The organism is Pseudomonas sp. B7, from assembly GCF_016735645.1.
GTDB classification, from domain to species: Bacteria; Pseudomonadota; Gammaproteobacteria; order Pseudomonadales; family Pseudomonadaceae; genus Aquipseudomonas; species Aquipseudomonas glycinae.
On sequence record NZ_JAERRE010000003.1, the window covers coordinates 208,656 to 231,669 of the forward strand.

Annotated in this window: 20 protein-coding genes; 15 read left to right on the forward strand and 5 right to left on the reverse strand. The window is 62.5% G+C overall.

Going from position 1 to position 23,014, the window contains the following annotated elements:
• Nucleotides 1-6 precede the first annotated feature (6 nt).
• From JKA62_RS09600 to JKA62_RS09665, 14 genes are all read left to right on the forward strand, one after another.
• Nucleotides 7-1,599, forward strand: a complete 1,593-nt coding sequence (locus JKA62_RS09600) for a GumC family protein (RefSeq protein WP_011333465.1) — start codon at nt 7-9, stop codon at nt 1,597-1,599.
• Between the two features lie 35 nt (nt 1,600-1,634).
• Nucleotides 1,635-2,687: a glycosyltransferase family 4 protein gene (locus tag JKA62_RS09605; protein WP_373423143.1), complete on the forward strand. Its 1,053-nt coding sequence runs from the start codon at nt 1,635-1,637 to the stop codon at nt 2,685-2,687.
• Nucleotides 2,684-4,054: an O-antigen ligase family protein gene (locus JKA62_RS09610; protein ID WP_011333463.1), complete on the forward strand. Its 1,371-nt coding sequence runs from the start codon at nt 2,684-2,686 to the stop codon at nt 4,052-4,054. The genes JKA62_RS09605 and JKA62_RS09610 overlap by 4 nt, the downstream gene beginning before the upstream one ends.
• Entirely contained in the window at nt 4,051-5,019 is a 969-nt protein-coding gene (locus JKA62_RS09615; RefSeq protein WP_011333462.1) for a glycosyltransferase, read from the forward strand. The genes JKA62_RS09610 and JKA62_RS09615 overlap by 4 nt, the downstream gene beginning before the upstream one ends.
• Complete coding sequence (locus tag JKA62_RS09620; protein WP_201817602.1) at nt 5,012-6,148, forward strand: glycosyltransferase; 1,137 nt, start codon at nt 5,012-5,014, stop codon at nt 6,146-6,148. The genes JKA62_RS09615 and JKA62_RS09620 overlap by 8 nt, the downstream gene beginning before the upstream one ends.
• Before the next feature lie 13 nt (nt 6,149-6,161).
• Nucleotides 6,162-7,163: a polysaccharide deacetylase family protein gene (locus JKA62_RS09625; RefSeq protein WP_201817604.1), complete on the forward strand. Its 1,002-nt coding sequence runs from the start codon at nt 6,162-6,164 to the stop codon at nt 7,161-7,163.
• Complete coding sequence (locus JKA62_RS09630) at nt 7,160-8,479, forward strand: lipopolysaccharide biosynthesis protein (RefSeq protein WP_201817606.1); 1,320 nt, start codon at nt 7,160-7,162, stop codon at nt 8,477-8,479. The genes JKA62_RS09625 and JKA62_RS09630 overlap by 4 nt, the downstream gene beginning before the upstream one ends.
• Nucleotides 8,476-10,395, forward strand: coding sequence for a hypothetical protein (locus tag JKA62_RS09635; protein WP_201817608.1), 1,920 nt, complete (start codon nt 8,476-8,478; stop codon nt 10,393-10,395). Before JKA62_RS09630 ends, JKA62_RS09635 begins: the two co-directional genes overlap by 4 nt.
• 67 nt (nt 10,396-10,462) lie before the next feature.
• Entirely contained in the window at nt 10,463-11,152 is a 690-nt protein-coding gene (locus tag JKA62_RS09640; RefSeq protein WP_011333457.1) for a GNAT family N-acetyltransferase, read from the forward strand.
• A gap of 4 nt (nt 11,153-11,156) precedes the next feature.
• On the forward strand, nt 11,157-12,344 hold the full coding sequence (locus JKA62_RS09645; protein ID WP_201817610.1) for a GNAT family N-acetyltransferase: 1,188 nt from the start codon (nt 11,157-11,159) through the stop codon (nt 12,342-12,344).
• Entirely contained in the window at nt 12,316-13,104 is a 789-nt protein-coding gene (locus JKA62_RS09650) for a ChbG/HpnK family deacetylase (protein ID WP_041475200.1), read from the forward strand. Before JKA62_RS09645 ends, JKA62_RS09650 begins: the two co-directional genes overlap by 29 nt.
• Nucleotides 13,105-13,221: 117 nt before the next feature.
• A complete protein-coding gene (locus tag JKA62_RS09655; RefSeq protein ID WP_201817612.1) occupies nt 13,222-13,914 on the forward strand; it encodes a GNAT family N-acetyltransferase in 693 nt (230 codons plus the stop codon).
• A gap of 148 nt (nt 13,915-14,062) precedes the next feature.
• The gene (locus tag JKA62_RS09660; RefSeq protein ID WP_011333453.1) at nt 14,063-14,356 is read left to right on the forward strand and encodes a type II toxin-antitoxin system RelE/ParE family toxin; all 294 of its coding nucleotides are present in this window, start codon (nt 14,063-14,065) and stop codon (nt 14,354-14,356) included.
• Between the two features lie 2 nt (nt 14,357-14,358).
• Nucleotides 14,359-14,667, forward strand: coding sequence for an addiction module antidote protein (locus tag JKA62_RS09665; RefSeq protein ID WP_011333452.1), 309 nt, complete (start codon nt 14,359-14,361; stop codon nt 14,665-14,667).
• A gap of 12 nt (nt 14,668-14,679) precedes the next feature.
• Here JKA62_RS09665 and JKA62_RS09670 read toward each other — a convergent pair whose 3' ends face one another.
• Nucleotides 14,680-15,486 (reverse strand): class I SAM-dependent methyltransferase, encoded by an 807-nt coding sequence (locus JKA62_RS09670; RefSeq protein ID WP_201817614.1) that lies wholly within the window; start codon nt 15,484-15,486, stop codon nt 14,680-14,682.
• A 163-nt stretch (nt 15,487-15,649) separates the two neighbouring features.
• On the opposite strand from JKA62_RS09670, the gene JKA62_RS09675 reads away from it, so the two are divergent.
• Nucleotides 15,650-16,018 carry a hypothetical protein gene (locus JKA62_RS09675; protein ID WP_011333450.1) on the forward strand — a complete coding sequence of 123 codons (369 nt, stop codon included), beginning with the start codon at nt 15,650-15,652 and terminating at the stop codon, nt 16,016-16,018.
• Here JKA62_RS09675 and JKA62_RS09680 read toward each other — a convergent pair.
• The 4 genes from JKA62_RS09680 to JKA62_RS09695 form a co-directional block, all read right to left on the reverse strand.
• The gene (locus JKA62_RS09680) at nt 16,009-17,445 is read right to left on the reverse strand and encodes a sigma-54-dependent transcriptional regulator (protein ID WP_011333449.1); all 1,437 of its coding nucleotides are present in this window, start codon (nt 17,443-17,445) and stop codon (nt 16,009-16,011) included. The two genes, JKA62_RS09675 and JKA62_RS09680, sit on opposite strands and share 10 nt — an antisense overlap.
• Entirely contained in the window at nt 17,414-18,907 is a 1,494-nt protein-coding gene (locus tag JKA62_RS09685) for a sensor histidine kinase (protein ID WP_011333448.1), read from the reverse strand. The genes JKA62_RS09680 and JKA62_RS09685 overlap by 32 nt, the downstream gene beginning before the upstream one ends.
• Nucleotides 18,908-19,013: 106 nt before the next feature.
• Nucleotides 19,014-20,084 carry an SCO family protein gene (locus JKA62_RS09690; RefSeq protein ID WP_373423142.1) on the reverse strand — a complete coding sequence of 357 codons (1,071 nt, stop codon included), beginning with the start codon at nt 20,082-20,084 and terminating at the stop codon, nt 19,014-19,016.
• 17 nt (nt 20,085-20,101) lie between these two features.
• Nucleotides 20,102-22,909, reverse strand: coding sequence for a multicopper oxidase domain-containing protein (locus JKA62_RS09695; RefSeq protein WP_041475523.1), 2,808 nt, complete (start codon nt 22,907-22,909; stop codon nt 20,102-20,104).
• Nucleotides 22,910-23,014: the final 105 nt, after the last annotated feature.

Sequence of the window (23,014 nt, forward strand, 5' to 3'; positions counted from 1 at the left end):
CCGATCATGAATCCAAAGGAAAACTACCTGCATGAGTTCTTCAGGATCTTCTTCGCCAACAAGCAACTGGTGAAGCGAGTGTTCCTGATCTTTGCGGTGATCGCGCTGGTGCTGCCGCTGCTGCTCAAACAGAGCTTCGATATCACCGCTCAGGTGATCGTGCAGTCGAAAAAACTGTCGCAGGGCGACGCCACCACGTCGCTCACCGTGGACAACGCCACCTTCATTCCGCCGTCGCTGGCGGACATGGAGACCGAGAGCAATATCCTGCGTTCGCCGGCGCTGATCCGGCAGACCATCAGCGAACTGCGTGACAAGGGCGAATACACCCCGTCGCCCGGGATGTTCAACAAACTGGTGAGCGAGCCGTTCAAGCGCTACATCAGCTCGCCGCTGCGCCAGTACGTGATCAACCCGGTGCGTAACGCCCTGGGGCTTGAGACCGATCCGGTGCGTGACACCGCGCTCGATGCGCTGACCCAGCAAGCCATCGACAGCCTGAAAATCGAGACCCTGCCCGGCTCCAACGTGATCTCGATCGTCTACAGCTTCCCCGACCCGCATCAAGGCACGACTTTCGTCGCTGCCCTGTTGCAGAACTACCTGGTGAGCCGTCAGGCGCTGCAATCGATCGATTTGCCGCAGTCCTTCTACGAAACCAAGAAGCATCTCTATCAGGTGCGCCTCGATGGACTGGAAGGCAATCGTCAGGCGCTGCTGGAAAGCGTCGGCGCGTCGGATCCGAAGGAGGAAATCACCTTCCGCCTCAACGCGATCAACACCGAAGAGCAGGCGCTGAACCTGTATCGTGACCGCCTGCTGCAGAGCCAGCGCTGGCTCGAATACCTCAAGACCGCGCTGGCCGCTGCCAGTAACAGCAAACTCAACGACTACACCTTCCCCTACACCTTCACCACCACCGTCGACAACGTGGCGTTCGAGGATCGGGAAATCAAACAGATGGGCGAGCAACTGACCACCCAGGTCAGCCGCTACATGAACGATCTGGCGGTGTTCCAGCCCGGCAGTGAACCGATGCTGCTGACCCGCGAGCAGATTGCCCGCACCCGTCAGCAGTTCCTCAAGGTGGTGAGCAACCGCATCCAGGAACGCACTAACGATCTGGCGGTGGTCCAGCAGGTGATCGATCAGAAAACCGCGCGCATCGCCGAGTTCAAGAACCGCATCCACGAGTTGCAGCAAACCCAGAGCAAGCTGCGGCAGATGGACACCGAAATCGATGCCCTGCACGCCGCGTTCTCGACCTACGCCCAGCGTTTTGCGGAAAGCAGCACCACCCGCTCGCTGAGCGATGACCTGTCCAACGCCCGGGTGTTGAGCCCGCCGTTCGAGCCGACCGAAGCGGCGTTCCCCAAACCGATGCTGATCATTCCGTTCGGGTTGTTCACCGGTCTGCTGCTGGCAATTGCACTGGTCTACGTGCGTGAGTTCTTCGACCACCGCTTCAAACACCCGGCGCAAATCAGCCACGAGCTGGGCCTGCCGGTGCTGCTGGTGATCAACGACCAGAACGCGCAGCCGAGCAACCCGCACAAGAACTGGACCGTGCCGAGCTTCGTACACTGGGTGCGCAATTGAACACGCCGTCCGCCCCGAACGCCGCCCTGCCGATCATGCATTTGCTCAGCAGCGGTGGCTTCTACGGGGCCGAGCGCATGTTGCTCGATCATTGCCTGGCGACGCCGGGGCAGCACCAGGTGCTGTTCCTCGATGCGCCGCCGGAACTGATCGCGCGCTTTCGCGAGGCCGGCGTCGACGCACAAGGCTGCGCAGGGCTCGCTGCCCTGCTGCGGCACTTGCGTCAGCGGCGCGGTGAACAGCCGTTGATCAACACCCACAATTTCAAAGGCCTGTTGTTCGGCTGGGTCGGCGCCACGCTGTTGCGCCTGCCGCTGGTGATCACTCAACACGGTTTCACCCCGCGCAGCCGCAAGCAGAAGTTCTACACCTGGCTGAGTCTGCAACTGTGCCGCACGGCGTCGGTGGATCGAGTGGTGTGCGTCGCCGAGAGCATCGCGGTGTTGCACCGTCAGGCCAGCGTACGTGCGGAAAAGTTGCAGGTGATCCCCAACGGATTGCCGGCAGCCGCCGCGCTGCTTTCCGATGCGCCAAGACAACGCTGGCTCGCCGGCTACGTCGGGCGCCTGAGCAGTGAGAAAGGCCCGGATCTGTTTCTCGACGCGCTGATCCCGCTGTGTCACCAGCACCCGCAACTCGACGCGGTAATGCTCGGCGACGGCCCGGAACGCGAAGACTTGCAGGCACGGATCGACGCCGCCGGTTTGCAGCAGCGCATCCGCTTGCCGGGTTACCAGACCGACATGCGGCACTGGTGGCAGCAACTGGATGCGCTGGTGATCAGCTCGCGCACCGAAGGCACACCGATGATTCTGCTGGAAGCGATGCAGGCCGGGGTGCCGGTGGTGGCATTCGGCGTCGGCGGAATTCCTGATGTACTGGAGAACCGCCACAACGGCTTGCTCGCTGCCCCGACCGACAGCGCCGCCCTCGCCCGTCAGCTCGACACCTTGCTGTCCGAGCCCGGACTGGCACGGCAACTGCGCGATAACGCAAAACGCACGCAACAGGACCGCTACGACCTCAAGGCCCTGGCCGAACGCTGGTCGCAGCTGTACATCCGCACGGCACGGGAGGCACGCGCATGATTTTCCCGCTCTCGATCGTCAGTCTGCTGGGGCTGGCCTGCATTGCTCTGCTGGCCAGTCCCTGGCCCTACCTCGCGCCGGGTGCAGTGCTCGGTCTGGTGGGGTTCGCGGTGTTGTACCGCAAACCGACCTGGGGCCTGCTCGGCATTGCCGCCCTGGTACCGTTCGAGGGTTTCTTCAAGGACAGTTCGCTGTCCGGCAGCAAACTGATCGGTGCTTCGCTGGCCCTGATCCTGATGCTGCAACTGGCGATGCACCAGATCCCTTCGGATCGCCTGCGCAGCAATATCTGGCGCTTTCTGATCGCCTTCATGGTTCTGTACTTTCTGAGTCTATTGAACACCGATGACATGGGCATGTCGCTCGGTCATCTGCGGGAAATCAGCGTCGGCCTGATTCTGTTCGTCATCACGCTGCTGATCGGCCGCGAGCTGAACCTCGACCTGTTCGCCCGGCTGGTGACCCTGGCGGTCAGCACGACCTGCGCCATGGCCATGTTCTCCACCAAATTCCAGGATCAGGGCCGCGCCGCCGGCCTGCTCGAAGACCCCAACGCTTTCGCCCTGCTCATCGCGTTCGCCATTCCGCTGGGGCTGCTGCTGGTGATCCGCAGCCCGAACCTGTTGCATCGGCTGTTCTGGGGCGGTTGCTGCCTGCTGTTGCTCGGCGGCATGACCAAGACCGAATCGCGCTCCGGGCTCGTGGTGCTGGCCTTGAGTCTGGTGATCGGTTGCTGGCACTACCGTGCGCAACTGGCACGGATTCGTCCGCGTCATCTGGGCTTTGCCATGCTCGGCGCGGCGATCGTGATTCCGCTGGCGATCTATGCGATGCCTGCCGGTTACATCGCCCGTATCCAGTCGCTCAGCGTATTGAGCGCCGGCGCCAAGGGGCACAACGACGAATCCCTCGGCCGCCGCGCTTCGTACATCGTGGTCGGCGGCCAGATGATCCGCGAGAACCCGCTGCTCGGCTCCGGCCCCGGCACCTTCCCGCTGCACTACGCCACCACCGGTTACGCCAAAGCGTTTTCCGCCAACCGCAAGATCGGCGACCTGTATCGCCGGGCGCATAACACCTACCTGGAAATCTTCAGTGAGCTGGGGGTTCCTGCCGGCCTGATGTTCGTCGGCATGCTCGCGCTGGGCCTGTACAACCTGATGCGCGCACGCAAGGAATGGATGCTGCGGCGCAACTGGCAACAGGCAGATCTGATGACCCACCTGGGGGTGAGTTTTCTGTCGCTGACGCTGTTCCTGATGTTCCTCAGCGCGCCGAACCAGAAATACCTGTGGATCATGCTCGCCATGACCAGCGTCTTGCGCCTGAAAGCCGAGCAGGCACCGCTGACGGAGAGCAGGACATGAGCCGGATCAGCATCGTCATCCCGATGTACAACGAGGCCCGGCACATTGGCCGCACCTTGCTGGCCGCGCAAAAAGCGGCGCACGCGGCGGATGTCGAGTGTGAACTGATCGTAGTGGACAACGGATCGAGTGACGAAGGACCGCAGATTGCCCGGCAGTTCGGCGCCCATGTGCTGGTGATGCCAGGCCTGCTGATCGGTGCGCTGCGCAATCGCGGCACAGCCATTGCCACCGGGGAATGGCTGGCGTTCATCGATGCCGACATCGAAATGCCGGAAGACTGGTTGCGTCCATTGTTCGACATCGAAGCCAGCGGCCAGGCCGACGTCTTCGGTCTCGATCTGCACACCCCCGCCGCCGCGCCGTGGTACGCCGCTGCCTGGCAGCACCGGACCTTGCGCCCGACCACCCACACCAGCCATGTCGTCGACTGGCTGCCCAGCGCCAACCTGCTGATGCGCCGGCGCTGGTTCGACAAGGTCGGCGGTTTCAACGAAACCCTGCGCACGGGCGAGGACAAGGAGTTCACCTTGCGCCTGCGCGAGCACGGCGCGCGACTGCTCTCGATCAATGAAAGCGTGGCTCTGCACTGGGGCTACGAAATGAACTGGCGCGAGTGGATGGGCAAGGAACTGTGGCGCCAGGGCAGTCACCTGCAACTGCTGCGCAGCCATGGTTTCAGCCTGCGCCTGTTGCGGTTTCCGATGCTGTCGATCTTCGTCTGGATTCTCGATTTCCTGGCGATATCCGCCCTGCTCGACGGTTTCCCCCATCACGCCGCGATCATGGTGATGCTCACGCTGGTGCCGGGGCTGGTGCTCAGCGTGCGTCAGAGCGCCAAGCACCGCAACGTCTGCCTGACCCTGCAACTGTGGGGTCTGCACTGGGTGCGCCTGCACCTGGCGGGCGCGGCGTTCATTCTCAGTCTGTGTCATTGGAACGCCAGGAGGCCTGCCCGTGGCTGAATTCATTTTCTGGATGTGCCTGCTGCTGCCGGCGTACGCCTATGTCGGCTATCCACTGCTGCTGACGCTGCTGGCGCCACTGTTTCCGGCGTGGCGCCACAGCCCGGCCCCGCCGCTGAACGTCAGCATCGTCATTGCCGCCCACAATGAAGCACGGCACATCGAACACAAGCTGCGCTCGCTGCTGTCCCAGGATTATCAGCCGGCGACCCTGCAAATCATTCTGGCCAGCGACGGTTCCACCGACGCCACCGTGGCCTGCGCACACAAGGTCGTCGACCCGCGAATCACCGTGCTCGACCTGCCCCGCCAGGGCAAAGCCGCCACGCTGAATGCCGGCGCGGCCCTGGCCACGGGCGACATTCTGGTGTTCACCGACGCTGATAACCAATGGTCGCGGGAAACCCTCGGCTACCTGCTGGCGCCGCTGAGCGATCCGCAGGTCGGCGCCTGCGCCGGGCACATGGTGATTCCGGTCACCGGTGGCGGACTGAGCATCGGCGACAGCCTTTATCGGCACTACGAGGGCTGGTTGCGCCGGGTCGAGAACCGTACCGGCTGCATGGTCTCCGCCGACGGCGCCCTGCTCGCCCTGCGCCGCGAACTGTTCGAGAACGTGCCGGCCGAGGTCAATGACGACTTTTTCATCAGCACCTGCGCGCCAGTGAAATTCAAACGCATCGTCTACGTGCCCGAAGCGCAAGTGATCGACCACGGCGTCGACGAAGCGGACAAGCAATTCCGCCGGCGCCAGCGGGTCACGGTCGGCGGCCTGCAAAGCCTGGCGCAACGCAGTGAACTGCTTAATCCGTTCAAGCATGGGCTGTATTCGATTGCGTTGATCAGCCACAAGCTGATCCGCCGTCTGGCGCCGATCCTGTTGCTGCCGCTGCTGCTGAGCAATTTCTGGCTGTGGGAAGACCACGGTTTCTATCGCCTGAGCCTGATCGCGCAACTGATCGGCTACGCCATTGCGATTGCCGGTCTGCTGGATTCGCAGCACCGCTTGCCCAAGCCGTTCCGCCTCGCGGCGTTCCTGCTGGTGACACTGGCGGGCATGAGCATCGGCCTGTGGCAGTTCCTGCGCGGCCAGCGTTATGCCCAGTGGAACCCTGACCAAAACCGTTGAGAGGGATCGAGCCATGGCGATCAAACAACTGATTAAACGCACCAGCGGCTGGCTCTATCTAAACTCGTCCGTGGGACGCAACCAGTTGCAAGGCGCAGGTGTGATCCTGATGTTGCACCGCGTGTTGTCCAATGATCGCGCCGCCGACCTGCCGCACCGTAACGAACTGTGCGTCGGTCCCAAGGCTTTCGAACACTTGCTGGTGTGGCTGCGCAAGCATTTCGATTGCGTGCCGCTGATGGAAATCCTGCAACCCAATGCCTTGCGCACCGAGCGTCCGCAAGTGGCGCTGACCTTCGACGACGGCTGGCGCGACAACGCCGCCAACGCCTTCCCGCTGCTGCAGAAACATCAGGTGCCGGCGAGCATTTTCCTCTCCACCGATTTCATCGGCAGTCGTCAGCGTTTCTGGTGGGAAAGCCTCGGCGAAACCCTGTGGGGCAGCCATGGCGAAAAGGCCCGCACGCACCTGATCGAATGCCTGCGATCGATCGGCCAGCCGCTGCCAGTACTGCTGGACGACATCGATGTCGATCGCCGCAGCCTGACCCTGTTGCACTACCTGCAAAGCCTCAAGGCACTCGAGCCGCAGATGCTCGAACGCCTGACCGACGATTGCCCGCAAGAGGCGCTGCCTCAGGCACTGGACTGGCACCAGGTGCGGGCAATGGAGGCCTCGGGACTGGTGCGTTTCGGTCCTCACGGCGCCAGCCACGCGATCCTCACCGGCCTGGACGATGTGCGTCTGGGCGAAGAACTCAGCCGCAGCCGCGATGCCCTGAACAACGGCTGCAACCGGCCGTTGCCGGTGTATTGCTATCCCAACGGGGACAACGATGAGCGTGTGCGCGAACAGGTTGCCAATCACGATTACCCGTTCGCCCTCGGCACCGGCACCGGCCTCTATCGCGGCACAGGCGATCCGCTGAACCTGCCGCGATTCGGAGTCAGTCAGCGTACCGCGCGCAATCCGGAACTGCTGTCGTGGCGGATCTATCGCGGGGCGCGGCCATGAGCCGAGGCAGTTACCTCAAGCACCTGGCGCTGAGCATGGGCACCAAATTGGCGATGATCGCCCTGCGCCTGCTGAGGAATGTGCTGCTGGCGCGAATTCTCGGGCCCAGTGAGCGCGGGCTGTTCGCCCTGCTCAGCACTTTGCCGGACCTGATCAGCGCGGCCACCAGCGGCGGTTTGAACTCCGCTGTTGGCTATCAAGCGGCCAAGCAACGGCCGATGGGCTTGTTGCTCGCGCAAGTGCTGGTGTTCGGCTGTTTGCTGGCGGGGCTGCTGACCTTGCTCGTGGTGGCGCTGGTGCGCGAGTTCGGCAGTAAATTGGATGTGACGATGCAACTCGGTCTGCTGGCGTGGCTGTTGCTGCTGGCGGTGCCGTTGACCGTGCTCAAAAGCGGTCTGCTGACCTTGCACAATGCGTCCGGCGGTGTGGTCGCGTTCAATGCCTTGCGGCTGGTGGAATCCCTGGCGCCGCTGTTGCTGTTTCTCGCGTTGTTCTGGATGTGGAAAGAAGCGGCCCTTGAAGCGGCGCTGATCAGTTGGCTGGCCGGCATCAGTCTGGTGGTATTGGTCGGCTGGCTGTGGCTCAAACGCGCGCAGCCGTTGCGGTTGCAATGGGATCGCGCCAGCCAGAACGAACTGCTGCGCTTCAGTGCGCGCAGCCATCCGGATCTGCTGTTCCAGCAAGTGATCCTGCGTTCCGATTACCTGTTCATTGGCGCCCTGCTCGGCAGCACAGCCCTGGGGCATTACGCGATGGCCAGCGCCGCCGCCGAGCTGCTGCTGATCGTCCCGGAAGCGGTGACCACGCCGCTGATGAAACGCCTGCTGCAACAGGACGAAGGCATGGACAAGGTCACCCCGCTGGCCCTGCGCCTGACCGCCACGGTGATGCTCGGCGCCTGCCTGACCATGGCCGTGATCGGCGAATGGCTGATCGTCACCCTGTTCGGCGTCGCCTACCAACCGGCGTATCCGGCGCTGCTGGCGTTGCTGCCGGGGCTGCTGGGCCTGTGTTATGCCAGCATCCTGCGCCTGGACCTGATCGGCAAGAACCGCCCCGGCACGGTGTCGCTGCTGATGGGGCTCGGTGCGCTGCTCAATCTTGCGCTGAACCTGCTGCTGATTCCGGCCTACGGCATCGTCGGTGCAGCGGCAGCGTCGTCGATTGCCTATCTGGCGGTGACCGTTGCGATGCTGGTGTTGTACTGCCGATTGAGCGGCGTGGCGTTCTGGCAAACCCTGATCATTCTGCCCAGCGACCTCACGCCGATGTGGCTGATGTTGCAGCGTTGTTTTTTACAACGGAAGTCAGCATGAAAGGCCTGGCCCTGCTGTTCGGTCTCGGCCTGTCGCTGGACGCCTTCGCGGCGTCGATGCGCTGGGGCGACATTCGCGACGGCAGCCTGTACCTGCAAGCAGATCGCCCCGACACGGTGACCGTGCGCTGGGCGCCGGCGTGGCAGGCGGAGGCCAACGAAGAGCACATTTTCCTGCTCGACGGCCGGGGCCAACTGCAGGGCGAGCGCTTCATCAAGGCCAGTGAAACCCGTGGCAGTCAGAGCTGGCCATTGGCGCCGGGGGCCGCGAGTTATCAGCTGGAAATCCCCGGCTACAGCTTCCGCAGTTACCGGGTCGAACACGACGAAAACACCGTGGCCCTGTTCGCCCCGGCCAAGGTGCATTTCAGTGCGGAAACCCATAACGGCGATGAACTGTATTTCAAGGTCGCCGCCGGTGAGCACGCGATCTTGGCGGGCAAGTTTCACGGCGGGGTCAGCGCCCTGCAAGCGCAGCGGGTCGGTGACGGGCAGCCCCTGACACTGGCGCTGAAACCCTATCGCGCCTATTGGCAGTTCGATCAGGTGGCGTTGCCGGTCAACGAACGCGAGCAGGTCTGGCGCCTGCGTCTGCAAGGCAGCGGCAAAGCGGCGTTCTGGCTCGACGGCACGGCCAATCTGTTTGCACAGACCCCGCAACAGCTCAAACCGCTGCGTGAAGACGACGGCCAGACGCGCCTGACCCTGCACGACAAAGTCCTCGGCCGCACCCCGGATCTGGGCATCGCCCTGCCCTACGTGATGCCGCCGCCTGCCAGTCATCCGCTGCTCGATGCGCTGAAACCGACGGCCGCCAGTTACTACAGTTTTGTCGACGTGACGGCGAGACAACCGCACTTCGAAGATGCGTTTCGCCAGGTCTATCAGGATCGCTTCGGCATTCGCCAGGACATCACCTTGCTCGCCGGCAGTCAGCGTCAGGCCGATCTGCGCGCCGACGTGCAAAGCAACAACGGCCTCGACGCATGGCTCGCCAGCACCCGTGCGCTGGGCGGCAAAGGCACGCACTACATCGGGTTCGCCGACGAGCCCAACCTGAATTATTCGAGTTACGAGCAATACCGTTCGATCTTCACCAGCATGGCCCGGCAAGTGCGCAGCGACCCGGCCAATGCCAAGGCCGGCGTGCGTATCGCGATGCCGGCCAGTTCGCGATTGGTCAACGGCCCGTTCGCCGACAACGCCGCGAACAAGCGTGGCATCGACTGGGCCCGACGCCTGCTCGGTGAAGCCGCCGATCAGGTCGATGCGCTGGCCTGGCACGAATGGATGATTCGCGACCTGCTCGCCACTCGCGTATACCGCGACAGCGTGCGTCGGGCGGCGGATCTGGTCGGTCTCGACGCCAAGGGTCAACCGCGCAAAGCCTTGCTGCTGGACCAGACCAACCTGTCCAGCGGCTCGAGCCTGAGCCCCTACGATCAGGAAACCCATTTCACTTCGCTGTGGTGGGCCTCGGTGGTGATCAACGCCTCCCAGGACGGTTTGTTGACCATGCTCAACTGGTTTCAGGCCGCCGACGAGCCGCAGTACCCCAAAGGCATGTTGCGGGTGCTGGGCGATGACCGCTTCGAGTTGAAACCGGTGGGCCTGGCTCAGCAGTTCATCCAGCAGCACTGGCTGCACAAGGTGTTGTGGCTGGAGAACGATGCGTTCGAAGTCGATGTGCTGGCGATGGCCGGCGACGATCAGCGCGGGCTGCTCGGCGTGAACAAGGGCACGCGCTTGCAGCATGTCGATCTGGCGGGAGCCAAATGCCCGCTAAGCGGCGGCGCACTGCGCTATTTCGGCGCCGACAACCGCAGCCGCGACGCGCCTTTTCGCTGTCAGGACGGCCGCGTGCGATTCGAACTGCCGGGACAGACCCTGTTTGCCCTGCGCTGGAGCGCCTCATGACCGCCCCGTTGATGTCCGGCCGCGCTGGCCTGTGCCGCGCGATGACTCGTCATCAGGAGCCACGACCATGAATGTTTTGCAAAAAATCCGCGATCACATCAAACACAAAGGCCTGCGGGCCACCTTGGCCAAGGTGTGGAAGCACTACGTCTTTTCTCATCAGGAACTGCTGTGGATGGAGCGCGACCTTGTCAGTCCGGTGCCACCCCACAGCCTCAAGCCCTACCCGCCACTGCGGGTGGTGAAGATCACCCCGGACAACGTCAGCGCCTTCGCCCGCCACTTCGGCGACCGCGTCGGCACCATGGCGGAGCTTGCCCGGGAACATCACACCGGGCACATGCACCTGGACGATCAGGGCCATGCGGTGGCCTTCATCTGGGGCACCGCTCAAGACTATTTCGACCGGCACTACTACGGCTGCCTGTTCCCGGTGAAACCCGGTGAGTTCTTCGAATTCGGCGGCGAACTGACCCGTGCCTACTGGGGCACCGAACTGTCGGTGGACCTGCAACTGGAACTGTGGAAAGCCATGGCCGCCCAAGGCTGCGACAAGGTCGTCGACGTCTGTGAGTTCCACAACATCCCGGCGCTCAAGCTGCATCTGCGCATGGGCTATACCGAACAGGGCCGGATCATGAATGTGTATGAGTTGTTCGGTCGCTGGCGCTTCTATCGCGAAACCCGCTACAGCGGCTCGCGCCTGGACGCGTTGCGCAAACCTTCCCGTCCACCTGTCACAGCAACGGCGACCTGAGCCTATGGCGCAATTCGAATGGCGCACCTCGTTGTGCGCACCCGACTTCCCGGCGGCGGCCTATGAAGCGCTGCGCCTGCGGGTGACGGATCACACGCCGTTCAACAGCCTCGACTGGCTGGGTGCGGCAGAGCAGACGCTCGACACGCACGACCGCCTGCACATTTTGCTGGGTTGGGAAGCGGACGAATTGCGCCTGTGCCTGCCGCTGGTGACAAGCCGTGAACGGTTTTTCGGATTGCCATTTCGGGTGATGCATCACCTGGGTTATCCGCTGGCCGATCGCCTGGCGTTGTTATCACAGCTGAACGCCAACGACATGCGCCAAGCCCTGCGGCTGATTCGCCAGCGAGTGCCCCACGCCCTGCTGCAACTCAATGAAATCACCGAGCCGGTCGGTGCCGAAAGCATGCTCACCGAATGGATGGCCCACAGCTCCACCGGCGAACGTCGCTTGAGCTGCCGGGTGCCGGTCCACCTGATCAGCGACGCCGACCGCCAGGAAGTCTCGGGCGACCCGCGCTACAAACTGCGCCGGGCGCGCAAGCGTATTGCCGCGTGCGGCGCCGAACTCCGGCGGATCACGCCCGACGCGACCAGCATGGGCCCGTTGCTGCAGGTCATCAGCGAAGTCGAAGCGGTGAGTTGGAAAGGTGACGAAGGCGTCGGGATCTTTGCCAGCGAGCGCAGCCGCCGTTGCATGGAAAACGCTTTCACCGCCCTCGCCGCTTCGGATCGGGTGCGCGTGGTGATGCTGGAACTGGACGGGCGTTGCATCAGCTATCGGCTCGGCCTGTTCGAACAGGGCCGGCTCTACGATTACAACCTCGCCTTCCTGCCGCAATACGCCGACCTTGGCAGCGGCCGGGTGTTGCTGGAGGAATGGATTCGCTGGGGACTGGACGACAACTGGCGCTGGATCGATGCCTCGCGGGTCAGCCTGGAAAACTCCAGCCATCAACTGCACGAACGCATGACCGGGCAACTGGAACACTGGCGCTGGAGCTTCTACTCCTGGCGCCTGAGCGGGCTGCTGCTGGGACTGGGGCTGCGCGTCTGGCACCGGCTCAAGCCTGGGTTGCAACAATGGCGGGCGAAGCGTGCGGCGGCCAGAGCGGCGGTCATTGCGACACCTGTGATCAACCCCACCAAGGAGGGCGAACATGCCTCGCCAAGTCATAGTCAACGCTGACGATTTCGGCCTCAGTCCGAACGAAAACGCGGTGATCCTCGGCGCGTTCCAGGCCGGGGTCATCAGCTCCGCCACCGCCATGGCCAACATGCCGGCGTTCGAAGCGGCCTGCGCCATGGCCCGGCTGCCGCTGCTGGAAGGCCGGATCGGCCTGCACTTCAACCTGACCTACGGTCGGCCCTTGAGCCGGGCCATTCTCCAGCGTCGCACCTTCTGCGACAGCCACGGCGTGTTCGACCTCAACCTGCCTCGCCACAGCTTGTGGCTGGGCCGGGAAGACCGCGAGGCGGTGCAGGAAGAATTGCAGGCGCAGTGGCAGCGCTGCGTCGATCACGGCGTGCGTCCCAGCCACCTCGATTCGCATCAGCACGTGCACAACATCTGGCCGATCGGCGAGATCGTCGCGCGCTTCGCTGCCCACCAAGGCGTGCCCGTGCGCCTGGCGCGCAACCTGGGGCAAAACCTCAGCCTGCCCAAACGTGTGTTCAAAGGCTTGCTCAACCGTCGTTTACAGGGACTGGCCGGGGTCACTGCCGATTACGTCTGCACCCCGGTGGACCTGCGCAACGCCCCCGCGCCGACCGACGGCGTGCTGGAAATCGTCGCCCATCCGAACCAGCTCGGGGCGGATTTCGGTGATGCCTATCTGCAACCCGGAGAGTCCCTGAGCCGCGTGCTAGAGCTGCGGCTGGCGGGGGTTCCACGGGTTTCCTATGCCGATCTGAACAAGGAATTTCTACGCGGTGCCGAGGCACTCTGAACCGTTACACAACTTGCAATACATTCAAAGCTGGCGCTTTGACATGAACTTGCAGGGCTGATCTATACCCACAAAAGCGTCATCCACAACACCCGGGCTCCGGCCTCGGAGGGCATCATGAGCGTCATTGAAAAGCTGCGTGAACGTATCAAGCAAAAAGGCCTGGGCCGCACCTTCGGCACGTTGTGGAAACGCTACGTGTTCTTCCATTGGGAACTGTTGTGGATGGAGCGCGACCTGGTCAGCCCGGTACCGCCGCACAAGCTGCGCCCCTACGACGGTCTACGCAAAGTCGACATCACCGCACAGAATGCCGGCGCGTTTGCCAAACACTTCGGTGACCGGGTGCAGACCATGGCCGAACTGGCCGACGAGGGCCACACCGGGCACATGTACCTGGACGCCGACGGCCATGCGGTCGGGTTTATCTGGGGCAGCACTCGTGACTACCACGACCGCCACTATTACGGCTGCACCTTCCCGGTCAAACCCGGCGAGTTCTTCGAGTTCGGCGGCGAAATGACCCGCGCCTACTTTGGCAGCAGCCTGTCGGTGGACGTCCAGGTCGCCCTCTGGGAAGCCATGGCCGCCCAGGGCTGCAACAAGGTGGTCGACGTGTGCGAAACCCACAACATCCCGGCGCTGAAACTGCACATCCGCATGGGCTATCACGAACAGGGCCGCGTCACCCACGTCTATTGCCTGTTCGGCAAATGGCGGTTCTTCCGTGAAACCCGCTACGAAGGCTCACGCCTTGACCCGCTGCGCAAACCGGGACGGCCGGTGGTGACGGCGGCTGCGCAGGCTTAAAGGTTCACCGCAGCACTGTGGGAGCTATCGGAGACGATAGCTCCTACGTAATCTGAGACTACTTGCCTACACATGCAGACGACACATCCAAGGCCGATACCAGAACCGGCTGACTGCTCGGCCGTATCCAAATGGATACAGTCGAGCCATGAACTATTTCGTGCAACAAACATCCGTGTTCGAGACCTGGCATGCCTCTATTCGAGATCTCCGTGCCAAGGTTGCTATTGCCCGTCGCATAGATCGTGCATCAGCAGGTAATCTAGGCGACATTAAACCCGTAGGTGATGGTGTGTCGGAAATGCGCGTTGATGTCGGCGCCGGGTATCGGGTCTACTTCACGATGCGTAACGGTGTAGTTATCGTTTTGCTGGCCGGCGGCGACAAATCCTCACAAAGCGCGGACATCAGACGTGCAAAAAACATGGCAAAGGAGGTTTAACCATGAGCCAGACTTTGACAGCTTTTGATATGGCAGCTCTGCTGGACAGTGATGAAGCCATCAGTGAATACCTATCCCAAGTGTTGGCCGACGGAGACAACGAGGAGTTTCTTCGTGCGATCGGTTATGTCGTCAAGGCGCGGGGCATGACGCAGGTCGCGAAGGATTCGGGCATGGGTCGCGAAAGTCTGTACAAGGCTTTCGCACCAGGAGCCAAGCCTCGCTTCGACACGGTACTTAAAGTCATTCATGCCCTTGGCATCGATCTGTGCGCGCAACCGGGACATGTGCTGAATCACTCCACGTCCTGAAACCTGCGCTACTCAGCGCTTCACCCCCACCCACGTAAAACACATCGGCATCTGCGCCTCGCGGTTCTGGTACTGGTCATAGACTTCTTCCCGGTTCGAGTGCGGGTATTCCTTGAAGTGCGAGATGTTCAGGCCGGCCTCGAGGGCGGCGGTGAAGATTGCGCCGAGGGTGTGCACGAACCAGTAGGACTTCGCCGCCGGCTGTTCGACCTTGCCGACGTAGACGATCGGGTCCTCCTGCACGAACGGTTCTTCGCGGAAATACGAGCTGGCGAGGCGAAACGGGTCTTCGGCCTCGGGGTCGACCATTTCCAGGAACGGGTGGGTCTCGTAGATCACAAGTTGTCCGCCCGGTTTGAGGGTCGAGGCGACGTGGCGGAAGAATTCGCCGATGTCGGGCATCCAGCCAAAGACGCCGATGGTGATCAGCGCGACGTCGAAACGGGCGCGCAGCGATTCGGGCAAATGATGAATATCGGCTTCGATGAACTCGGCGTTGTGCGGCGAACGCTTGTTCAGTTCGCGGGCCTGTTCGAGAAACGCGCTCGATTGATCGATGCCGACCACGCTCCGTGCGCCGAGGGAGAACAGTGACAGGCTTTCGCGGCCATTGTTGCAACACAGCTGCACGACGTCCTTGCCATCGACACCGACCTGCTCGAGCAAGCCGCGAAGGGTGTCGTCGAGGCAGGAAAAGTCAGCCTGCGCGACTTCGGTCAGCAAGGCCTGCCAATCGGGCGAGTCCTGGTGATGACGGGCGGAATCGTTCCACGCCTGACGATTGCTCTCGACGGCATTTTTATGGTTTGGCACTTCCATGGCGCACTCCGGGCGATGCTCACAATTGAGCGGCCCGAGTCTAGTTCAGCCTCGCGCAACAGGTTGTTGCGAACTTGTAAGCCGACAACGCCTGCACCAACGCCTGCAACGCGGGCAGCTATAGTTAATAGCCTTGGGGAAATCCGCTTCCGCAGGTGCTGCCATGGGAATGTTCAATCGACTGCTGTTGTCCGCCTGTCTGCTCGCCGCCGCCCAGGCGCAGGCGCTGGACAGCAACTTCAACTACTACGGGGCGGACCAGCCCTTTGCCCACCCTGCTCCACCGTCGCTGTCGGCCCAGCCGCCCCGGCCGTTCGATGACACGCCGCCGCAGGATTTCATCGTTATCCCGGATCGCCATGTATTCCAGGACTCGCAACTGCCGACCGTGGCCGATGCGACGGTACGGGTGTTTATCCGCACCTACGATGCCGAGCGCGGCATTTACGTCAACGACGAGGTGCTGGACCCGACGTGCGTGCTCGAATGCCTGAGCCCGCCGAATCCACGCAGCACCGCCGTTTACCACTGACGCTTGTCCGGCCGCGCCAGGCCGAGCTTTTCGATGCGGTAGCGCAGCATGTCGCGGCTCAGGCCCAGCAGGCGCGCCGATTTGGTGACGTTCCAGTCGGTCTTGTCGAGCATCTTGCGCACCATGTCGCGTTCGACTTCCGGCAGGTTCATCGATTCGGTGTTGCTCGCCGGGCGCGGTTCGAAGTGCGTGTGCGGCACCTCGTGCTGATGTTGCGGTGGCAGCTCATCGCACAGGCTCATGCACACGTTCAGTTGATGAGCGGCGATGGTGTCGTTTGGCGCCAGCAGCACGGTCTGTTCGAGCATGTTGCGCAGTTCGCGCACGTTGCCCGGCCAGGTGTAACTGAGCAGCAGCTCTTCGGCCTGATCGCTGAAGTGCAGGTTCGGTTTGCCATATCGCTTGCCGTGGCTGGCGAGGAAGTGCCGGGCCAGCAGCAGGATGTCTTCGCCACGGGCGTACAAGCGCGGGACCTTGATCGAGATGATCCGCAGCCGGAAAAACAGATCGCGGCGGAACTTGCCCTGCTGGACCATCTGCTCAAGGTTGCAATTGGTGGCGCTGATCACCCGCAGGTTGACCTTGCGCTCCTTCACCGAGCCGACCCGGCGAATGGTGCGATCCTCCAGCAATTTCAGCAGCTTAGCCTGGAGCACCAGATCCATTTCACCGATTTCATCGAGAAACAGCGTGCCGCCATCAGCGGCTTCCACCAGCCCGACCCGGCGGTCCTTGGCATCGGTGAACGCGCCTTTCTCGTGACCGAACAGCTCTGACTCCACCAGGTTGGCCGGAATCGACGCGCAGTTGAATTCAATGAACGGGCCTTTGCTGCGCGCGCCGTCGAAATGCAGCGCGCGGGCGACCAGTTCCTTGCCGGTACCGGTTTCGCCCTCCACCAGAACCGGCGGCAGATCGCCGTTGGCCATGCGCCGCTCGGCGTCGAGCAACTGACCGATGGTGTTCTTCAGGTGCAGCATAGGCGCCGATTCGCCGATCAGCGCCTGCACTCCGGATTTCTGCGCCTCGCGCTCCTGATAGAACGACAGCGTGCGTTCCATCCGTTCGGTGGCCAGGGCCTTGTCCAGCAGCAGTTTGAGTTCCGGCAGCGCGACCGGTTTGGTGACGTAATGGAAGGCGCCCTCCTTCATCGCGACCACCGCGTCTTCGACGTTGCCGTAACCGGTCATCATGATCACTTTCAGGTCCGGCGCGCTGATGCGCAGCTTCTGGATCAGATCGTGACCGCTCATGCCCGGCAGCGAGTTGTCGGTCAGGACGATGTCCGGCATGAAGCTTTCCAGTTGCCCCAGCGCGTCCTCGGCCGAGTGGCAGACCGTCACCTCGAAGTCTTTGCGCTCCAGGTAGGTCTGAATATTCTCGGCCAGCAGTTCGTCATCCTCGACCAGCAGAATGCTGTGTTCCATATTCCCCTCCCGATGCCACTCTAAAGTTGAGACTGACGCGGGTTCCTTCCTGCTCGCGGCTGGTCAGCATGACCGAACCCTGAAACCGCTCCATGATTCGCTTGACCAGCGCCAGGCCGACCCCGAGGCCGCCCTGCTTGGTGGTGAAAAACGGTTTGAACACCAGTTGCTGCTGCTGCGCGCTCATGCCTTTGCCAGTGTCGCTCAGGGTCATGCGCACCTGACCGGTCTGCGCCGTTTCAATCTCGACACTGAGTACGCCGCCTCTGGGCATCGCTTCCAGGGCATTGGCAAACAGGCTATTGAGAATTTGCGTGAGCAGCACCTGTTGACTGACCACCGGCGGGCAATCTTGTGGCGTGAATCGCACTTCGACGCCGTTGCGCCGGATCAGCGCATCAAACGCCCCCAGGGTGTCCTCGACCGCCGCCAGCAGATCCACCGCCTCGCCGTCGTCACTCATCGGGCGCAACGACACCAGCAGTTCGCGAACCCAGCGCGACATGCGGTCGACCTGGCTGATGATGTCGCCGATGTTGCGCTGTGCGCCCGGACTGGCGATTTCCTGGGCCAGTTCGGCGCTGGAACGAATGGTCGCCAGCGGGTTGCGCAGGCTGTGGGCCACCGCCGAGGACATCTCGCCCAGAGCGACAAAGGTTTCATTGCTGATCAGTTGCTGCTGCTGGCTCTGCAGCAGCGTCGAGGCGCGCCGCACGATCCAGAACAAGCCGAGGTAAATCGCCGCGCCGCCGAGGATCGTCGCAGCCCAGATCGAGGCGAACCCTCGGTCGATACGGTCGACCAGATCCGCCGGTTCCTTGTAGATCTCGACCATGGCGACCACTTTGCTTTTGTCGGCGTTGAACATCGGAATGTAGTTTTCGATGAACAGGTATTTGGGTTCGCGAGAAAGCCGCTGCTCGGGTTTTTCATCGTCGATCTTGTGATAACTGGAAGACACCGGGACTTTCATCTCGAACGACTCATCCAGCTCGTCGTCGTCTTCAAACTTGACGTTGATCAGTTCGGGGTTGGTCGACCAGATGACCGTGCGGTCCAGGGCGTACACCGTGGCCAGCAGAACATCCGGCAAATGTTCGACATGATCGAGAAACTCGGCACGGGCCATTGCATGGGACAGCGGATCTACGTCGGGGTAGTTCTCGTCCTGGCGCGGGTCGAGCATCTCGCCCATGGTCCGTTGCGGCGTGATGTTGGCATGGCGCATTTCTGCATCGCCGATGGCCTGCACGAATTGCGCGGTGAGCAGCGCATCGCGCTCCACGCTTTCGGTGACCACGAAGCGCGTGGAGATATACCCCAGCCCCAGCGCCACGGCCGCGATGATGAAAAAACTTGCCAGCGAAAACCAGCGCAGCAGATTGAACTGCCCGCCCCAGCTCTTGATGGCCGCCAGCGCGAGGTTCGGTGCCGATGTTTTCTGTTCTTCCAGTCGTTGCATGGGGATGCCCTGGCGTTCTGGTATCGAGCCGGTTACAGCCGCCCTCTCTCGAATGAGTGTAGGTGGCAATGACCGTGACACACGGTTCAATGATGCTATTTAGCCGCTACTGCATACGACTCACCGTTTCGCTGGCAGAAGCTGGTTTTACTGGCGTCAATGCCCCGTCGGCCAAGGGCTGCACGGACGGATGCTGACGCTCGGTTTCGGCACTCAGAAAGTCGATGATCGACTGCGCCGAGGCCTCGTCCAGGCGCAGATTGGGCATCGGAATACGCTCGTATTGCTCGAACAGTTGCACTGCGATCGGGTCTTTCTCCGCCAGCACCCGATCCGGTTCGCGGATCCAGCGATTGAGCCAGGCCGCGTCACGCTGACGGGTCACGCCGATCAGGTCCGGGCCGATGTTGCGCATGCCGATGCCTTCGCCGTCCTGCGGGCCGAGGCTGTGACAGGAAGCGCAGCGGGTGCGGAACAGCTCTTCGCCATTGCTCGGCGGACGAATCTGCGGGGCATCGGCATAGCTTTCTTCGCTGCTGGCCTGCTTCCAGTTCTGCAGCGTGTTGGCGAGTTGGTCGGCGAGGATCCACGGGTTCTCGAACGGCGAGGCTTTCATCCAGCGCCCGGTGCTCTGATTGCCGACGATCAGGCTCAGGTTGTGGTCCTTGGTGCGCCCGTTGTCGACGCCTTCGATGAACAGCCCGAGCTTCTTGCGCAGTTCGGTGACGTCTTCGAACTCGCCGGTGAGGAATTTCCAGCCGGGGCCGACCTTGAAGCGTTGCGCATAGGCCTTGAGCACTTCGGGGGTGTCGCTCAGCGGATCGATGGTGATCGAGTAGAAGAAGATGTCGTTCCCGACCCGGTCCCCCAGCAGTTTCTGCACCTGGCGCAGGCGCGCGGTTTCCAGCGGGCAGGAGTCGCTGCACGAGGTGAAGATGAAGTTGATCACCACCACCTTGTCTTTGATCAGGTCATCGAAAAAGCGCACCTGCCGACCGTCCTGGTCGGTCAGCAGGGTGTTGGGGAAATAGTCGCCACCCCACGGGGTGGCGGATTCACTGGCGCCTTCGGGCTGCGCCTGATGGGCGATGAGCACCTGACTGCCGAGCAGGCAGGTGATCAGCACCAGAATCAGGTGCATGCCCAGGGCGCGGGAGCGCGGCGTTGGCTGGGTCATGTCGGCTCCCTCCCTGCTCATGGTTTCACGGTCACTTGCGGGCCGAAGCCGTCGCCAGTGCGGAAGGTTGGCAGCGCGGCGGAGTTGACGTAGCGCACGCCATCCCAGCTAGGCAGCGGTGTCGGCATCAACTGCAGTTGCCCGGGTTTCTCGAGGTCCCAACGCAGCAGCATCGAGTTGTCCTCATGCTGGGTGTTGTGACAGTGCTCCATGTAGGTCCCGGCGAACTCGCGGAAGTTGATCGCCATCTCGACGTTGTCCAGCCCGTCGGCCTCCGAACCGATCCGGTAGACGTCCTTGCGCGCCCATTTTTCCCACTCAGGCGGGGCCTTGCCGCCACGGCTCAGGATGATCCCCTCCTCGAAGTGCACGTGCACCGGATGGCTCCAGCCCGTGCCGCCAGCCCTGATGTTCCAGACTTCCAGGGTGCCGATGCCGTTGACCCCGGCGTCGGTCGGGCCGCTGGCCAGTTTGGTCGAGGCATTCAACCGGCGTGGGTCCATGTGGAAGCCGAAACCGCTATCGGTCTTGATCGTCCACGGCGCTTCATCGGTGCCGTCGGCGCGACCGAAGGTGAAGGTCCGGTGCAGCGCCTTGGCCAGCAACGCCTTGTCGGCAGCGTTGTCACGGTGGATCTTCAGCGGAATCATCACCAGGCCTTCCGCCTTGCCCGGTTTGGCCGGTTCGTAGGCCGCCGGGTTCATCGACAGATCCTGGCCGGTATAAGCCTTGACGTTGAGTTGCAGGACCTTGCCCACCACCGGGTCACCCCGATCCCATTGCGGACCCTTGCTGGTCTGTTTGATGACTGCCAGGTATTTCTCCGACAGCACGTCGGCCAGCGGGATCACTTCTTTCGGGCCCTTGCCGTCGTCCTGGGCTTGCAGGTTGACGAAGAACAGCTTGTCGCCCGGCTTGATGCCGTTTTTCGCAAAGTTGACGATGATGTCGAACCGCTCGGCGATGCCCTGGGTCGGCAGAATCGCGTTGTGGTTCTGTTTGTCGCCGTCGGCATCGAGGTCCATCGAACCGTCGAACGGCACGCTGTGTTCCATGATGTTGCCGTCGTTGGCGATCATGTGAAACGGCACTCGGCTGTACGACACGCCGGAGTTTCTCGGCCCCTGGAATTCGCCGCCGGTGCCTTTGACTTCCCGCACCAGCGCGAGCTTGAAGTAGCGCGACACCGAACCGTTGAGGAGGCGGAAGCGATAACTGCGGGCCCGCACGTCGAGGGTCGGTTTCCACTGCCAGTTGACCAGCACCTGATCGCCGATGAAGCCGTCGGTGTTGAACGGGTTGAACCACAACTGGCCCTGCTGATCCCAGGCCTTGTCGGCGAACACCAGGTTGACGTCATAGTCGCGGTTGCCCCACGGCAAGGCGCTGCCGCTGGGGAAACGCAGGTTGACGCCGTCGTTCACCGATTCGTTGCCACGGTCCAGGGCGCTGTAGTAGTTCATCATCGCCGCGTTGCCCTTGTAGACGTTCTGCGCGGTGAAATCGAGCATGTGGTCGTGGAACCAGTGGGTGCTCATGGTTTCGCGCCAGTCGCCACGAATCTTGATGGTGCCGTGGTCGCAGGTCTTTTTCGCAGGTTGCATGTCGTTGACCCACAGGGTTTCCCCCGGTGCGCACGGAAACGCGGCGCGCGGGTCTTCAGCCTTGGTGTTGATGCTGTCGTAGCCGGCGAGCTGGATCGGCCAGCGATAATCGTAGTACTGGCCGGGGAAGAAGAACGCGTTGGCATAACCGTCGCTTTCCGCCGGCGCGTGGCCGTTGTGCTCGTGGGTGGTGATGGTGTGCAGACCGAAACCGCGGTTGGCCGACGGGTCGATCGGCAAGCCGTTGTAGTGCCGCATCAGCACTGGTTGGCCGTAGCGCACCATCAACAGTTTCGGCGGCAGCGTGCCGTCGAAGGTCCACACCGAGTTGTGGTCCTGCACCGGCATCGCCGGGTGGAACCGTGGGTCGACACCCTTGGCCGTGCCATCGGTCGCCGGCACGCCCGCGACGTTGTGGTACAGACCGCCGGGGCCGAATTCGCCGACCGCGTAACCGTGCATCTGCCGACTATCACGCAGACCACCGTTCAGCCGCGCACCGGTCTGCACGGTCTTGTAGGCGACTTGCGGGTAGAACTCGTTCCAGCGCTGATGAGCCCAGCCTTTTCCCGGTGGCCGGCCTTCGGCGGAGGAACCGATGTGACGGTTGAGAAACAGTTCGATCTGCGCCTGCCAAGGGTTGCGGTCAACCGTGTTGGCATACTGGCTCGGAAATGGCGTAAGCCCCGGTTGACGCAAAAACGCATCCAGCGCCGTGCCGGGAGGCGCGCTGCGGGCGATGTTGTTCGGGTCTTGCGCCGGCGCCGGGCCGATGGCGGCCGGCGGGAAACTCAACGGCGCAGCCGGTGTGGTCGGGTCGAGTTTTTCCGGGCCGAACTCTTCGAACAGCACCAGTTGCTGAGTGAACGGCTGGGCACCGTACAGCGGGCTTGGCTTGCCGTTGGTGGGGTAATTGAAACTGGTCTGGACGGTGGGCGGCAGGATGTTTTCCATGCGCGTCGTGTTGCGCGTGCCTTTGACCCCGTCAGGCAGATCGAAGGAGTCTAAGTTGGCCTCGGGCATCGTCAGGATTGCATTGAGCGCGCCAGCGCGGTCTTCGGGCTCGTCGTAATAGGCCGACGGGTCGGACGCTTCCGGCTGATTCTCGTCGTCGATCGGGCTCGCTCGGACCCCGGTCATCTGGCCAAGGGCCAACATCAGGAAGACGCTCAGTGGCGTCAACAGGAACAGCTTTTTGGGGTCACGCATTGCTCTGTCCATCATCAGCCGCCTCATCTAAGGAAGGGGTGATGGTGTTTTGCAATTAACTCGCCAAAAAATCATTTCCAGTTGTTACAGGGGCTTGCGAGTGCTGTTGCATGCCCC

Bases quoted from the DNA above. Each gene is read 5' to 3' on its own strand.
- JKA62_RS09690 (WP_373423142.1), bottom strand. From the start codon at position 20,084: ATGACCCAGCCAACGCCGCGCTCCCGCGCCCTGGGCATGCACCTGATT.
- JKA62_RS09670 (WP_201817614.1), bottom strand. From the start codon at position 15,486: ATGGAAGTGCCAAACCATAAAAATGCCGTCGAGAGCAATCGTCAGGCG.
- JKA62_RS09665 (WP_011333452.1), top strand. From the start codon at position 14,359: ATGAGCCAGACTTTGACAGCTTTTGATATGGCAGCTCTGCTGGACAGT.
- JKA62_RS09605 (WP_373423143.1), top strand. From the start codon at position 1,635: ATGCATTTGCTCAGCAGCGGTGGCTTCTACGGGGCCGAGCGCATGTTG.
- JKA62_RS09630 (WP_201817606.1), top strand. From the start codon at position 7,160: ATGAGCCGAGGCAGTTACCTCAAGCACCTGGCGCTGAGCATGGGCACC.
- JKA62_RS09625 (WP_201817604.1), top strand. From the start codon at position 6,162: ATGGCGATCAAACAACTGATTAAACGCACCAGCGGCTGGCTCTATCTA.
- JKA62_RS09675 (WP_011333450.1), top strand. From the start codon at position 15,650: ATGGGAATGTTCAATCGACTGCTGTTGTCCGCCTGTCTGCTCGCCGCC.
- JKA62_RS09600 (WP_011333465.1), top strand. From the start codon at position 7: ATGAATCCAAAGGAAAACTACCTGCATGAGTTCTTCAGGATCTTCTTC.
- JKA62_RS09645 (WP_201817610.1), top strand. From the start codon at position 11,157: ATGGCGCAATTCGAATGGCGCACCTCGTTGTGCGCACCCGACTTCCCG.
- JKA62_RS09615 (WP_011333462.1), top strand. From the start codon at position 4,051: ATGAGCCGGATCAGCATCGTCATCCCGATGTACAACGAGGCCCGGCAC.
- JKA62_RS09610 (WP_011333463.1), top strand. From the start codon at position 2,684: ATGATTTTCCCGCTCTCGATCGTCAGTCTGCTGGGGCTGGCCTGCATT.
- JKA62_RS09635 (WP_201817608.1), top strand. From the start codon at position 8,476: ATGAAAGGCCTGGCCCTGCTGTTCGGTCTCGGCCTGTCGCTGGACGCC.
- JKA62_RS09655 (WP_201817612.1), top strand. From the start codon at position 13,222: ATGAGCGTCATTGAAAAGCTGCGTGAACGTATCAAGCAAAAAGGCCTG.
- JKA62_RS09680 (WP_011333449.1), bottom strand. From the start codon at position 17,445: ATGGAACACAGCATTCTGCTGGTCGAGGATGACGAACTGCTGGCCGAG.
- JKA62_RS09650 (WP_041475200.1), top strand. From the start codon at position 12,316: ATGCCTCGCCAAGTCATAGTCAACGCTGACGATTTCGGCCTCAGTCCG.
- JKA62_RS09685 (WP_011333448.1), bottom strand. From the start codon at position 18,907: ATGCAACGACTGGAAGAACAGAAAACATCGGCACCGAACCTCGCGCTG.
- JKA62_RS09640 (WP_011333457.1), top strand. From the start codon at position 10,463: ATGAATGTTTTGCAAAAAATCCGCGATCACATCAAACACAAAGGCCTG.
- JKA62_RS09660 (WP_011333453.1), top strand. From the start codon at position 14,063: ATGAACTATTTCGTGCAACAAACATCCGTGTTCGAGACCTGGCATGCC.
- JKA62_RS09695 (WP_041475523.1), bottom strand. From the start codon at position 22,909: ATGGACAGAGCAATGCGTGACCCCAAAAAGCTGTTCCTGTTGACGCCA.